This window comes from Dyadobacter flavalbus (assembly GCF_006149045.1).
GTDB classification, from domain to species: Bacteria; Bacteroidota; Bacteroidia; order Cytophagales; family Spirosomataceae; genus Dyadobacter; species Dyadobacter flavalbus.
Window position 1 is genome coordinate 33,056 of record NZ_VBSN01000030.1, and the last position, 14,620, is coordinate 47,675.

Sequence of the window (14,620 nt, forward strand, 5' to 3'; positions counted from 1 at the left end):
GCTGCAACAATAAACAAAGTGTCAAACGGTATAAATTAAGTTTTGCATACTCTTTATTCCGGAACAAAAACTTATTTGTTTTGTAATAAAACCGAATACTGAAATCCTATGAATAAAATCATTTTACTAACCTTGTTATCTGTCCAACTTGCCGGTTTTGCGCTGGCACAATCCGGCAAAAGCAATGCTGCGCCTCAGGTAAAAACAAATAACGGCGTTGTTGAAGGTGTTGTCGAACAAAGCGGTATCCGTTCCTTTAAAGGAATTCCGTTTGCGCAGCCGCCGGTTGGCGAACTTCGCTGGAAAGAACCACAGCCTGTCAAAAACTGGCAGGATGTTCGCAAAACAAACAAATTTGGCCCGAGAGCCATGCAAAATCCTGTTTTTGGCGATATGGGATTCCGTTCCGACGGCATGAGCGAGGATTGTCTGTACCTGAACGTATGGACGCCGGCAAAATCCGCCAATGAGAAACTGCCGGTTCTGGTTTATTACTATGGCGGCGGCAACATTGCCGGCGACGGTTCGGAAGGCCGTTACGACGGTGAAAGCATGGCTGGAAAAGGCATTGTAACTCTGACCGTTAATTACAGACTGGGCGTTTTCGGCTTTTTATCGCATCCTGAACTCACGAAGGAATCACCAAACCGCACAACGGGCAACTATGGCTATCTGGACCAGAATGCTGCCTTGCATTGGGTCAAGCAGAATATTGCCGCTTTCGGCGGAGATCCGGACCGGATCACAATCGCCGGGGAATCAGCAGGTTCCATCGCTGTAAGTGCTTTGATGGTGTCGCCGCTTTCCAAAGGACTGATTGCAGGCGCTATCGGAGAAAGCGGTTCGTTGCTGGGGACGCTTCCGCCCGTTACGCTGAATGAAGCCGAGCAGTTCGGATTGAAATTTGCTGAAAAAGTGGGTGTGAAATCGCTTTCAGAACTGCGTGCGGTTCCGGCTGAAAAATTGCTTGAATTTACGGACAAACCCGGTTCCGGTAGGTTTATGGCTACTATCGACGGTTATTTCTTCCCGAAACAACCGCTGGAAATGTATGCTGCGGGAGAACAGGCGCATGTGCCGCTGCTTGTCGGCTGGAACTCGGAAGAAATGTCTTCGCGCGCTTTGCTCGGCAACGAAGAACCGACTGTGGAGAATTACACGAAAGCCGTTCAGAAACTGTATGGAGAAAATGCGGATAAAATCCTGAAAAGCTATGCTGTTTCTTCCGGGGCCAATGTGGAACAGGTTGCAACGGATCTGGCAGGCGACCGTTTTATCGGTTACAGCACCTGGAAATGGGCGGACCTGCAGAGCGAAACGGGCGGCAAACCGGTTTTTCGTTACTATTATTCACGTCCGCGCCCTGCGATGGCGGCCAAAATGGGCAATGCAGTAGCGAATCTGGCCGGCGGTGTCACCAAATCCGCTGATCCGAAACCTGCTCAGACGGCCCTTCCGAAGGGTGCCGTTCACTCTGCGGAAATCGAGTATGCAATGGGAAACCTTTCCAAAAATGAAGTTTATTCCTGGACGGAAGAAGACCATAAAGTGTCCAGAGACATGCAGAATTATTTTGCAAATTTCATAAAAACAGGAAACCCGAATGGATCCGGACTGCCAAACTGGGCACCGCTCAGCAACGGCAAACCGGCTCAGTACATGCAGATTGATGTGAACAGCCGTCTTCAGACGGAAAAGAACGGCGACCGTTATTTGCTGCTGGATGAATTAAATACGAAAAAGTAACATTACCGCTCAATTCCATTTTAAAAGCCTTTCTGCCGGTGTAAGAACCGGAAAGAAAGGCTTTTGCATGAGTATCGCTTTCGGTTTCAGGAATTCAGTGCATTCGTAACCGAAATTCAAATGCTGCATAAATTCCCGTTGCAGAAACGCATTTTGCATAATGATTTCCGGTTTGCTTCTTGCCGCTGATGATTAATTTCCTGCTGCATCAATCCGGTTATGGATAAGTATTGTATATTTAAATTTTTCAGGAAACCTGGTATGGAAATCATTTACAGCATTTAATTCATAATTCAAATGCAGGATCAGTATTTTATTTTTTCCGGTTTCAAACTGAATAATTCAATGATTACTGTAAAGATTAAACTTCTATGCAATGGAAAGCAGCGACCTTAAGATTCTGTTTTTTGATGTTGGCGGCGTATTGCTGAGTAATGGCTGGGGACATGAATCCAGGATTATGGCGGCAGAAAAATTCGGACTGGATTACGATGAACTGAATAACCTGCATAATTTCATTTTCAACGTTTATGAAATTGGAAGTATTACGCTGGATCAGTATCTGGATGTTGTCATTTTTAATCATCCCCGTGATTTTGTACGCGAAGATTTTAAGGAATTTATGTACGCGCAGTCCGTGGAATTGCCGGGAATGCTGGCGTGGCTGAAAGAATGGAAAAAAGACTGCGGTTTCCGTATTATTTCCATCAATAATGAAGGCAAGGAACTGAACGATTATCGTGTTCAGAAGTTCAAGCTGCATCATTGTTTTGATGCTTTTATTTCTTCCTGCGAAGTAAAAATGCGTAAGCCCGATCCGGGAATATTTAACCTGGCTATGGGAATTGCGCAGGCAACGCCAAGTCAGTGCGTATATTTTGATGACCGGATCATGTTTGTAAATACTGCCAAGAAACACGGTATCCGCGCCTATCATCACACAAGCTTCGAGTCGACAAAGGAAATTCTGGAAGGATTGAAAAAGGAAAAATTTGCACGCGTTTAAAAACAGTCAGGTTACCTGGACTGATACTTGTTTCAAGTAAGCGGTTTATTGGATCAGGGAATGGTAATGGAATCATCCGGACATTTTAATTTATATTAAAACAGGAAATAATAATTAAATGGCAATTTTTATCATGTTGTTAATGATGAAAGTTTAAATTCCGGAAAGTTTGAACACATGCATAATAAAAAAATTACACTTTGCTCCGATTATAAAACAAAAGCCCGATAAAATGCTTTATCGGGCTAAGAATAACGTTTAAACAAGTGGGTTAAAAATCGGCACTTACGCCTGTTCAACTTGGTCTGCTGCAATTTTTGGTTTACGGCCGCGGCGTTTGCCTGTAGCCGGCGCTGCGGGTTCTTCACTGGACAAAGTCAGTTCATAACCGACTACTCCTTCGTCATAATGGAACGGATTAATAGCAAAAGTGTACTTGTTATTTTCAAAATCAATCCCGCCTTGTTTCAGAATTTTTCCAAGCGGAATAACATATCCGCGTCCGCTTTTAACAAGTGCAAAGGTTTCGTTTTCGTCTTCGGAAGGAATAAGATAAACGGATTTGAATTTTCTTTTTCCCTGGTCCGTACCGATTTTAAACCGTGCTTTTTCTGCTTCAATATCCAGCTCCTGAAGTGCAATAACGGGTAAAATGATCTTTCCGGATCCGGAAATGTAGCCTGTGAGTTTGGGTTTACTTACTTCTACTTTTGAATTGTTCTCCTGTGGTGAGAAAAACTTTATTGCTTTGGCTTTCATAAAAGGAAATTATTATAATGTTATAATTATACAAACATAATGATAATAGTAAAAGATCTGCAACCGCTTATTCATTCAAAATGACTAAACAGAAATTAAAATGCGATTAACCAATAATTTAAAGTTATTTAAACCGCTAAAATATCCTTGAAAAAGAATTTTGTTTAATAAAATTTCTTTCTTTATAAACACTTTAAACCTGTACGTTGCTACTGCTTTCCAGGCATTTTTAATTTATAACTATAACTAAGAAAACGTTTAAATCATTGCTGCTCTGTTATGATTTTGACAAACCCTTCGCTGCATACTTTCCTGCATGTTCCGTAACTTACCAAATCAAAGTCTGTATCTGTAAGGTTACTAATAAATGTTAAAACCGGTTACAAATAAAAACGGCATCAATAAAACTAAACGGCATCCGGACAGAATGTTTTTTTAAAAAAGTTAATTACGGAAAAGGCGCTGCTTGATTTACCAAAAATAATCGACAGGAATACGGGTATTCCTGCAAACAGATTGCCTTGTTACAAGCAGCATGAAGTGCGTCTTAATTGTTAAAGAAATGCATATTGCAAAACAGGACAATTGGGCCGCTTCCAAATAAATCCATTATTCCATAACCAAATCCAAACCTTTTATGAAAGTAGTTTCCCTTGTTATTTTCTTCATGTTTTGCGTTTTTCAACCTGTTTGGTCACAGGAAAAAAAGTATAGAATTGTCATCAAAGGCGGCCATGTTATTGATCCGAAAAACAATATTGACGGCATCATGGATGTTGCTGTTGCCGGTACGCCGGGCGGCAATGACGGCAAAATAGCGCTGGTTGCAAAGAATATCAGTCCGGAACTGGCTGTTCAGGTCGTTGATGCCAAAGGATTGTACGTGACACCCGGGCTTATTGATATCCATGTTCATTTTTTCTGGGGAACGGATCTGGAAGGAACTTACCGCAACGGCCCAAACGGCCTGCAAGCTGACGGTTTCACTTTCCGGTCGGGCGTTACGACGGTTGTAGACGCCGGAAGTTCCGGATGGAAAACGTTTGAAACATTTAAAAAGCAAACCATCGATTTATCCAGAACACGTGTTCTCGCCATGCTGAATATTGTCGGGGAAGGAATGGCAGGGGGAAAATATGAAAACAGTCTGGAAGAAATGGATGCGGTTAAAACGGCTGAAATGGTCAAGAAATATCCAGATCACGTTGTGGGCGTCAAACTGGCACATTTCAACGGACATAACTGGACACCGACAGACCGCGCAATTGAAGCCAGCAGAATGGCGGATGTCCCGATCATGGTGGATTTCGGAGGCGCAGACCCTGTTCTGCCGCTGGAAGATCTGTTCCTTAAAAAATTCCGGGCAGGCGACATTTATACGCATTGTTTCGGCGGAAACAGCAATAACAGCGGAAAAGGACGAGAATCGATTGTGGATGTTTCCACGAACAAAGTAAAGCCGTACGTGCTGGAAGCACAGAAAAAAGGCGTGATTTTTGACGTCGGCTTCGGCGGCGCCAGTTTTTTGCTGGCCCAGGGACAGCCTGCCATCAAACAGGGATTTTATCCGAATTCGATCAGCACGGACCTGCATACGGGCAGCATGAACAATGCCATGAAAGATATGAACAACATTATGTCGCTGTTTATGGCCATGGGCATGGACTTTAAAAGTGTGATTGCAGCCAGCACCTGGAACCCGGCGAAGGAAATCAAACGCCCTGAACTCGGCAATCTTTCAGTGGGTTCGGATGCGGATATCACCATACTGAATCTGCGTGACGGAAAATTCGGTTTTTATGCGAGAGACGGTAAAATACAGGGTAAAAAGCGTATAGAAACGGAAATGACGATCCGGGCGGGAAGTATTGTTTACACGCTCAATGCATTGGTTGATCCGGTCAATGTGCCACGGCCTGCGCAGCGTTAGGATGTGAAATGTAAATTGTTAAATGTGAGATGTGAGATGTGAGATGAAAATATAATATTGAGTTTTATAAATACTTGAACGGAAAAGATCTGAATAAGTAATTGGAAATGAATGAAGCTAAAAGCCACCTGAAAATTCGTTTTTTGAATTAACGTTTTTCAGGCGGCTTCTGATTTTGTTAAGTTAATGACTTGAAGTTATTCAAGATTATAAATTCACTGAATTTTTATTGATGAAAGTTATACCCTAAAAGCCAATAGCTAAGAGCTAACAGCCATCAGCTAACAGCCATTTCCACCTTCCTAAATCAATTTATCCGGTGTGATCGGCAATTCACGGATGCGTTTTCCGGTTGCGTTGAAAATGGCATTCGCAATGGCCGGCGCAACGCCAATAATCGCAATTTCACCCAAACCTTTACTTCCGACCGGATCGGCCAAGGTATCCGGTTTGTTAACAAAAAACACTTCCACATGCGGAACGTCGGCATGTACGGGAACGTGGTATTCTGCAAAATCCTTTGTGACATAGCGCCCGAAACGATGATCAATGATGGCACTTTCCATCAGCGCCATTCCGATGCCGCCGGTTGCCCCTCCGATCATCTGGTTAGCGGCTGTTTTGGGACTGATAATGGTGCCTGCGTCTGCGCAGCATACTACCTTTTTGACGCGGATCTGGCCAGTGAGGGAATGAACGTGAACTTCGGCAAAATGCATGGAGAACGCATACATGGAATATTTGTTCCGGTTTTCGTCCGGTTTGGATTCCTGTGTGGTCTCTATTTTCCGGATGTTGTTTTGTTTGAACAAAGTACCAATGTCCACTTTGGCGGAGTCGCTGCCTGCAATCTGGATTTGTCCGTTTACAAACAGGATATCGTCTGTTTTTGCAGATGCAAAGGCAGCTTGGCTGCCTCCATTTGAAGCAATCATGGTTTTAAGCTGTTCCTTCAACGCATTACAGGCTGCCTGAACTGCCGGGCCAACGCTGTTTACCGTAGAAGAACCGCCCTGATTACCCGCCTTTGGAAACTGCGAATTGCCAAGCTGAAAAGTGATCTTGTCGGTTGCAATGCCGGTTGTATTGGAAGCAATCTGAACCATGGCGGTTCCTGTTCCGGGGCCGATATCCGTAATGGCACACTGCATCAGCAAATTGCCCTCCGCATCCAGTTCTGCCCTTACAGCTGCGACACCGCGGTTAGCGCCGAATGTACCGGTTCCCATTCCGTATCCGACCAGCCACTCGCCGGAACGTACCGATCCGGGCTGCATTTTTCTTTTTTCCCAGCCGATTTTTTCCTTGCCGGCATCGTAGCATTCCTTTAAATATTTTGTGGACCAAGGCAGTTGTTTGTCCGGATCGGAGTCCGTGTAATTCATAAGCCGGAATTCAATCGGGTCTATATTCAGGGAAAAAGCCATTTCGTCCATGGCAGATTCCAGTGCAAATGCGCCTGTGGCCTCGCCCGGTCCGCGCATCCAGATGGGTGTGGAAACGTCGAGTTTCAGAATCCGGTAGCGCGTATTGATATTCGGAGAAGCATACATCATCCGGGTCTGCTGCAGCGTCGATTCCGTAAATTCTTCGTAGCTGGAAGTCTGGCCGACGGATTCATGATTGATCGCCACCAGTTTCCCGTCTTTTGTTGCTCCCATCTGGATTTTCTGCCATGTATACGGGCGGTACCCCACCATTGTAAACATCTGCTCCCGCGTAAGCACCAGCTTGACGGGCTTTTTCACCTGCTTTGCAGCAATGATTGCAGCCGTTTCATGCGGCCAGTTATGCAGACCATTTCCGAAAGCCCCGCCTACAAAGGTTGCAATGACTTTTACGTTTTCCGGCGGCAAATTCCATTCTTTGGCAAATTGCTTCTGCGTTGGCTGTGTTCCCTGTACTTTATCGTACACTGTCAATTTATCCTCGGCTTCCCAATGCGCCGTAATGGCCTGCAGTTCCATTGGATTATGTACTTCTGTCGGCAACACGTATTCCGCATCTATTTTTACAGGTGCATTTGCAAAAGCGTTTTTATCGCCGCGGCTGTAATCGGCAACCGGTGACTTGGGATTTTTTTTGGCCTGTGCCGGCAAAACGGCACTTTCCATATTCGCGTCAAAATCCGTTTTATGCTGCTCCTTTTCATACTGGATTTTTACCAGTGAAGCGCCGTACTGCGCTTTTTCCAGCGTGGAAGCTACAACCACAGCGACCGGCTGGCCATTATAATAAACGTTATTATCGTAAAACGCACGGAGAGGCTGACCATTTACAGGCGGCTCGGAAGGATGCTGGTTGCTCGTCTGATAACCGGGAACTTTAATGGCATTTACATGCGAAATAACGGCCAGTACGCCCGGTGCGCGTTCGGCTGCCTTGGAATCAATGCTTTTTATGGTGCCTTTGGCAATCTTGCTTTCGACCAGAACCGCATACACCAGTCCGGACAACTGATATTCAGCTGAATACCGGGCAGCACCCGTAACTTTCAGCCGGCCGTCTACCCTGTCCAGCGATTTGTAATCTTTTTTATCAAAAAATGCTTCGTTCATGATTTGTTGATTCAGTGAATGATTCATTGATTCACACAGGTTCCGCAGCATTTTTCAATGCCTGAACAATGGTGTTTGGTCCTAATTTCAGTTTGAAAGCATTGTATTTGAACGTCTTTGCGCCTTCCATGGCAATGTTGGCTGCATTCCGGAAAGTTTCTTCACTGGCCGGTTTTCCGATCAATGCCTTTTCAGCCCCGGTCAGCCGCCACGGCTTGTGTGAAACGCCGCCCATAGCCAGCCGTGCATCCTTGATCGTGTTGTTTTCAATGTGCAAAGCTGCCGCAACGGAAACCACTGCAAAGGCATAAGAAGCGCGGTCGCGGATTTTCAGGTAATGAACATTTCTGGTAAAAGCATTATCCGGAATTTCAACAGCAGTAATCAGCTCGTTTTCCATCAGATTATTGTCTTTTTCAGGATTGTCGCCCGGCAAACGGTGAAATTCCGAGAACGGAATGCGCCTTTCACCTTTCGGGCCTGTGGTCACAACCGTCGCATCCAGCGCGACCAGTGCAATGCACATATCGCTTGGGTGTACGGCAATGCATTTTTCACTTGTTCCGAAAATCGCGTGCATCCGGTTAAAACCTTCGAGCGCGCCGCAGCCCGAACCCGGTTCGCGTTTGTTGCACGGCATAGCGGTATCGTAAAAATAGTTGCATCTCGTGCGCTGCATCATATTCCCTCCTACCGTTGCCATGTTGCGGATCTGTGCCGAAGCACCGGCATTCAGCGATTGCGAAAGCAGCGGAAGTTTTTCCTGAACAAGTTTGTTGTCGGCCACCTGGCTGTTCAGGGCGAGCGCACCGATCACAATCTTATTTCCCTGCTGCTCAATGCCTTTCAACGGAATATTATTGATATCCACCAGCTTTTCCGGCTTCATGATATCCCTTTTCATCAGGTCGACCAGATTGGTACCGCCGGCTATAAATCTGGCATTCTGTGCTTTGGAAACCGCGTCTACTGCTGCTTTTGGCGTTGAAGTCCGTACATATTGAAACTGAATCATAATTTCTGTCCGTTATTTTTAACTTCTGTAATTGCATCCACAATGTTCGGATATGCGCCGCAGCGACATATATTTCCGCTCATAAATTCCCGTATATCGGCTTCGTTTTCAGCATGTCCTTCCCGGATACAGGCAATGGCCGACATGATCTGTCCCGGCGTGCAGTAGCCGCACTGAAAACCATCGTGCTTGATAAATGCTTCCTGCATCGGATGCAGCTGATCGCCTTTGGCCAATCCTTCGATTGTGGTTATTTTCTGGCCTTCATGCATGACGGCAAGGCTCAGGCAGGACAATACGCGCTGGCCATTCACGTGTACGGTACAGGCGCCGCACTGACCGTAATCACAGCCTTTTTTCGTCCCGGTCAGATTGAGTTGTTCACGCAGCAAATCGAGCAAAGTAACACGCGGTTCAACGGATAACTGCTGTTTCACGCCATTGATTTCCATCTTTAAAGGAACCTTTTCAAACGCCGAGGCTATCTTTTCACCAAGATCATTTTCCGCTGCTTTGGCCACAACTCCGGGAGTAACTGCAATGGCAGTCAGTAAGGACGAATTTTTAAGAAAATTACGACGCGATTCAGCGAAACTTTCGTTTTCAGGCTGATCAGGATTATGGTTATCTCCCATAAAAAAGTTGATTTGTGTTTTACAGGTTGGGGATTGTAAACTGAAGAAGTAAGAACGGATTAAAAATATCGTACCCGTAACAGACAAAGATTTAACCGAAGCAGAAAACAGTTAATACCAACGCATATAATCCTATGACCGTAAACGGCATACCGAAATAATTTAATAATTATTCCGATGGCATCTTTTTTGCTTTAACAGCAGACATGGATCAGAACTGCATCAATTTTGAATTCTGTATCATGTATTATGTCAAATTAAAATACGTAAAAATGAAACTGAAAAACGTTCCCTTGCTCGTCATGCTTGTAACAGCCCTTTTTTTTACTTCCTGTGCAAAAAAGATGCGGTTTGAAACTTCCAGAGAAGTTCCGGCTGCAGAGGGTGCTGTGAAAGTTAAAAAAGATGATAACAACAACTATAAAGTGAATCTGAAAATAATCCGGTTGTCACCTTCCGAAAGACTGAGCCCGCCGAAAAACACTTATGTAGTTTGGATGGATACAGATCTGAACGGAACAATCAATATCGGAAATCTGGGAACTTCGAAAGGACTGTTCTCCAAAAAACTGAAAAGTTCGCTGGAAACTGTTACACCTTATCAGCCGGTCCGGTTTTTCATCACAGCCGAGAACGACAAAAGAGTTGAATACCCGGGGAACCAGATTGTTTTAAGAACAAGATATTACAATTGAAAAGCCAGACCGTTTATTTCAGATTGATTCGGGCTGCAAAATTTCCGTACGAAATTCTTTATTGACGCTCCTGTACGTAGCTGCATGATGCAAAACAAGGGCATCAGGTAAAATCCTGACTGGTATAAAAAGTTCAACATAGCTGTTTAAATTGCGTATAACACGCGGCGTTCGGGCATTTCGGCTTAACTGTATTTTAATCCATTCTGTTTTTGGCTTTTTAAAAAAGCGTAATAACTTTATAGATCATAAAGCATGCTTCAGGACTATTTAACCGGAAATGTGCTTTCATCAGTCAGGTTCAAGGACTCCGTATTACAATCTTTCGACTACATGGTAGCTACAAACGTCAATTTTGTTAACGATATAGAAAGAATTAAACAAATTACGATTGTACCTAAAATGCTGGAAGTAATTTGTAGCTCCACCGGAATGGGTTTTGCTGCCATTGCCAGGGTAACGGATAAGAAATGGGTTGCGTGCAGCGTACGGGATGAAATTGACTTTGGCCTGGAAGCGGGCGGCGAACTGCTTTTAAGCACAACCATATGCAATGAAATACGGGAAAGTCAAAAACTGGTAGTCATTGAGGATGTCAAAAATGACATCGAATTCTGCGACCATCCGACTCCCAAATTATACGGCTTTCAAAGTTATATTTCCGTCCCGATCATGCTGCAGAATGGCACTTTCTTTGGCACGCTTTGCGCTATTGATCCGAAACCCGCACGCATTAATAACACCAAGACCATTGAAATGTTCAACATGTTTGCAGAACTGATTTCCTTTCATCTGCAAAGTCTTCAGCTGCTTGAAAGCAGTAGTATGGCCGTACAGAATCTGAACCGGCAACTTACGGATTCCATTGATGAAAACAGGCAGTATAAATACATTTCCAATCATAACCTTCAGGAACCGTTAAGGAAAATAAGGCTGTTCAGCAGCATGCTTGTGAATGAATCCGGCAAGCAGAACAGCAAAATCATAGATCTTGCTTTAAGGCTTGATTCGAGTGCGCAGCGCTTTTCCATGATGATAAAAGACTTGTCGGATTATTCCGCGCTGAGCAATCCCGGCGACTTTGAACTGGTGGATTTAAATAAAATTACAGGAGACGTCTGCGCTCAACTTTTTTCGGAAATAGCGTTCAGAAATGCCTCAATTAACTGGAATTCGCTGCCCATCATCCAGGCAATTCCGTTACAAATGGAACAGCTTTTTTATCATTTGATTTCAAATGCATTAAAGTTTTCGAAAGAAAATGTTGCGCCTGTAATCAATATTACCAGCAAAAAAACCGGACCATTTCAGCAGAATGAACTGAGTATTTCGGATAATGAACCGTTGCAATATGAAATCTGTATTCAGGATAACGGGATCGGCATTGAAAGTTCTCAGCTGAAAAAGATTTTTGATATTTTTTCACAAATGCAGAATCACAAATTGAATTCCGGCGAAGGAATCGGTCTTGCATATTGCAAGAAAATCGTCAGAAATCATGCAGGAATCATTCAGGCATATTCGGAAATAAATAAAGGCACTACGTTTATCATTACCTTACCGGCAATGGAAAGGACTGAGTAAATGCAAGATTTTGTTCTGATTTTTGATCTGGGATAGTCCGTTTTTTTGCCGACACAGAAATTTCGCACATGGCCGTTCCGGTATCTCCACCGGAGTACACCGCTTCCAGACGCCATTCATCCCGGGATCAGTACCATTGGGAAACTGATACTGCAAAAATCATTGCTATGAAGATTCAACCGTTAACTTTAAAACGGTTTCTGTTCCGTTTCAGACACTTTTGTTTTGTAATTACAGAAACTTCACAAAGCATTCCAGAAATTACAAGTAAATGGCCGGAATAAATCCTGCATGCGTTTCCGTTTCTTAAAATGAAAAACAAATCATTTTGGCAGAGAATCATTATGGGGTCGGTCATTTTCATGACCATTTTTCTGCTGACGGATTATGCCGGCGGTAAATCTTTATGGATTTCCGGCGTTATCGTTGAAAGGCATTTCAGACCCAAAAAGACCTATTTGAAGAAACAAAGAAAAAAAGATCCGCAAGGCCATTCTTACAATAAAAATGTCAGAAAGAAACGCCCTGAAGTCTGGTATTTTATAGTAAAAACAAGGAATGGTGAAAAGATGAAAATGGAATGCGAGAAAGAAGTTTATCTTGCTTTCAGGCCGGGCCAGAATATCCGGTATGAAATTAGAAAAGGACTTTTGACCGGATTTGTTTACCGGGAAAAAATTACAGCGGTCCGTTAATATTTCAGGAAATATTATTCAGACCGGATATTGAAATACCCGGTTCGCATCGGAGCAGAAAGCATCAATTCACTTTCCGTTATTTGCCGGATTGCGGATTTTCCCATCCGAAAGCGCATGCAAACAAAACAAGGAAACCAGTTGGATCAAACCGATTTCCTTGCCGTGCAATCAGAATAAAGTACATTTCAAATCATCGTACATTCAATGGTTTCTGGCTCAGCAGATCACGGATTTCAGTAAGCAGAACTTCTTCTTTGGTAGGCGCAGGCGGTACGCTGGGCGATTCTGCCTTTTTCCTTAACATACGGTTCATGCCTCTTACCAACATGAAAATAATAAAGGCAAGTATCAGAAAATCAATAATGATCGTGAGGAAGTTGCCGTATGCAAAAACAGGTCCCAGTTTTCTGGCATCTTCCAGCGCAAGTCCGGGTGTAATTTTTTCATTTAGCGGAACATACAGATTACTGAAATCAACATTGCCGATTGCCTTTCCGACAAGGGGCATAATCAGATCATTCACTACAGAATCCACGATCCTGCCGAATGCAGCACCGATAATTATTCCTACCGCCAGGTCCATTACGTTCCCACGTAAAGCAAATTCCTTGAATTCCTTTAACATACCGAGTTGAGTTTAATTGTTAATATAAAAACACATGATATTCTGCACATAGGGATTCTGTCCGGAAAGTTTTATAAAGCGTAATTACAGCCGGAATTTCCAGGATTTCAGAGGCAGTAACCGCATCCATACATTTGATAAATTTGTAATCCAAATAAATTAAAAAATACGGTAAAACAGTAATTTTCAACAATGGAAAATTACTGCATGGAAAACAGGAATCCCGGGTAAAAGTCTTCCTGCTTACCTCGGTTCAATATTTTGATCAATGGGCATTCTGACCGGGAAGCGATGCAGGGTCCGGATCGAGCAATTCTACTTCCACGTGCAGCGACTGTAATGTGGCATTTCCGAATTGTGTAATCATGGCAACATCCGCAGCATCGCGTCCGTGTGCAATCTCAATCCGGTAACCTTCTGTCTGTTCCTGAACGGCATCAAATGCATACCAGCCGTCACCGATGTAAACCTCAAACCATGCATGCAGGTCCATTTCCTGCAATTTGTCCAGATAACCGACTGTCATACGGGTTGGAATGCTGAGGTTTCTGCAGAGTGCAATGGCAAGATGTGTAAAGTCACGGCATACGCCTATACGGTTTCTGGCAGTGTCGAGCGCAGTTGTATTTGCGTTGCTTGTGCCATATTGATACGTAACATTATTGTGGATCCATTTTCTGATTTCTTCAACCTGATCGTAGCCCGGTTTGAAATTGCCGGCAATCTGCATGGCAAGCGCGTTGATTTCCGGCAGATCCGACTGACAGTAACGGCTTGGAAGAATGTAATGCATCACGTCATCGGGCAAATCACCAACCATGACATACGCAGGAACGGGCGTCGGAATTGGTTTGGTAACGTTGACCTGAGCCTCTACTTCGGTTGTAATCGTCACTTGTCCGACCGGCATGACAAGTCTCTGACAAGGATTGCCGTAAATATCGGTATATTCCGAAAACTCTACCGAAGGATTCACCTTGAAACCTTCCTGAATAATGGATTGTCCATCCTGGCGGCGCGGCCGCAGCATACAGATTACATTTGTCGGAGCGTACACATTGTAATTTATGACGCTTTTACCTTTCATTCTCATAAATTCCTGAATTGTTAATTGGTTCAAAAATCATTGTTACAAATGTATGCCAGCCTGAAAATCAGGCAATAAAGCAGGATTCCACCATTTTGGATGCAGCTGTAATATGAAGGAATTCTATTGAATATTTTCCGGAAGTCACAACCGGAATTTCTGTCCGTAGCCATTGTGACATATTTTTTCGGGCTTTAATAGTATTATTCGGTCATAAATAAATTATTTAAGGCGGATGTTAGCCCGGCAATACTTCCGGTAATTACAGTTATCAAATGTGTG

The 14,620-nt window shown here is 43.8% G+C and carries 12 protein-coding genes; 6 read left to right on the forward strand and 6 right to left on the reverse strand.

Features of this window, described 5'->3' with window-relative positions:
* Positions 1 to 108: 108 nt before the first annotated feature.
* Both FEM33_RS10310 and FEM33_RS10315 read left to right on the forward strand, forming a co-directional pair.
* Positions 109 to 1,746: a carboxylesterase/lipase family protein gene (locus FEM33_RS10310; RefSeq protein ID WP_139011984.1), complete on the forward strand. Its 1,638-nt coding sequence runs from the start codon at positions 109 to 111 to the stop codon at positions 1,744 to 1,746.
* A 376-nt stretch (positions 1,747 to 2,122) separates the two neighbouring features.
* A complete protein-coding gene (locus tag FEM33_RS10315; protein WP_139011985.1) occupies positions 2,123 to 2,752 on the forward strand; it encodes an HAD family hydrolase in 630 nt (209 codons plus the stop codon).
* A gap of 285 nt (positions 2,753 to 3,037) precedes the next feature.
* On the opposite strand, the gene FEM33_RS10320 is transcribed toward FEM33_RS10315, so the two are convergent.
* Positions 3,038 to 3,511 (reverse strand): hypothetical protein, encoded by a 474-nt coding sequence (locus FEM33_RS10320; protein ID WP_139011986.1) that lies wholly within the window; start codon positions 3,509 to 3,511, stop codon positions 3,038 to 3,040.
* 637 nt (positions 3,512 to 4,148) lie between these two features.
* Here FEM33_RS10320 and FEM33_RS10325 point away from each other — a divergent pair.
* Positions 4,149 to 5,441: an amidohydrolase/deacetylase family metallohydrolase gene (locus FEM33_RS10325; protein ID WP_139011987.1), complete on the forward strand. Its 1,293-nt coding sequence runs from the start codon at positions 4,149 to 4,151 to the stop codon at positions 5,439 to 5,441.
* A 302-nt stretch (positions 5,442 to 5,743) separates the two neighbouring features.
* Here FEM33_RS10325 and FEM33_RS10330 read toward each other — a convergent pair whose 3' ends face one another.
* The 3 genes from FEM33_RS10330 to FEM33_RS10340 are packed head-to-tail and all read right to left on the reverse strand — an operon-like array spanning position 5,744 to position 9,649.
* A complete protein-coding gene (locus tag FEM33_RS10330) occupies positions 5,744 to 8,026 on the reverse strand; it encodes a xanthine dehydrogenase family protein molybdopterin-binding subunit (RefSeq protein ID WP_229214186.1) in 2,283 nt (760 codons plus the stop codon).
* Positions 8,027 to 8,030: 4 nt separating this feature from the next.
* Positions 8,031 to 9,014 (reverse strand): FAD binding domain-containing protein, encoded by a 984-nt coding sequence (locus FEM33_RS10335; RefSeq protein ID WP_139011989.1) that lies wholly within the window; start codon positions 9,012 to 9,014, stop codon positions 8,031 to 8,033.
* Complete coding sequence (locus FEM33_RS10340) at positions 9,011 to 9,649, reverse strand: (2Fe-2S)-binding protein (protein ID WP_139011990.1); 639 nt, start codon at positions 9,647 to 9,649, stop codon at positions 9,011 to 9,013. The genes FEM33_RS10335 and FEM33_RS10340 overlap by 4 nt, the downstream gene beginning before the upstream one ends.
* Positions 9,650 to 9,921: 272 nt before the next feature.
* Between FEM33_RS10340 and FEM33_RS10345 the strand changes: the two genes are divergently transcribed.
* From FEM33_RS10345 to FEM33_RS10355, 3 genes are all read left to right on the forward strand, one after another.
* Positions 9,922 to 10,344 (forward strand): hypothetical protein, encoded by a 423-nt coding sequence (locus FEM33_RS10345; RefSeq protein ID WP_201747729.1) that lies wholly within the window; start codon positions 9,922 to 9,924, stop codon positions 10,342 to 10,344.
* A gap of 255 nt (positions 10,345 to 10,599) precedes the next feature.
* Positions 10,600 to 11,928 (forward strand): GAF domain-containing sensor histidine kinase, encoded by a 1,329-nt coding sequence (locus tag FEM33_RS10350; protein ID WP_229214187.1) that lies wholly within the window; start codon positions 10,600 to 10,602, stop codon positions 11,926 to 11,928.
* Positions 11,929 to 12,239: 311 nt separating this feature from the next.
* Complete coding sequence (locus FEM33_RS10355; RefSeq protein ID WP_139011991.1) at positions 12,240 to 12,623, forward strand: hypothetical protein; 384 nt, start codon at positions 12,240 to 12,242, stop codon at positions 12,621 to 12,623.
* Between the two features lie 193 nt (positions 12,624 to 12,816).
* Here the strand turns inward: FEM33_RS10355 and mscL are convergent, their stop codons facing one another.
* Together mscL and FEM33_RS10365 are read right to left on the reverse strand one after the other, a co-directional pair.
* Positions 12,817 to 13,251, reverse strand: a complete 435-nt coding sequence (mscL, locus tag FEM33_RS10360; RefSeq protein WP_139011992.1) for a large conductance mechanosensitive channel protein MscL — start codon at positions 13,249 to 13,251, stop codon at positions 12,817 to 12,819.
* A gap of 265 nt (positions 13,252 to 13,516) precedes the next feature.
* Positions 13,517 to 14,344: a transglutaminase domain-containing protein gene (locus FEM33_RS10365; protein WP_139011993.1), complete on the reverse strand. Its 828-nt coding sequence runs from the start codon at positions 14,342 to 14,344 to the stop codon at positions 13,517 to 13,519.
* Between the last annotated feature and the right edge of the window lie 276 nt (positions 14,345 to 14,620).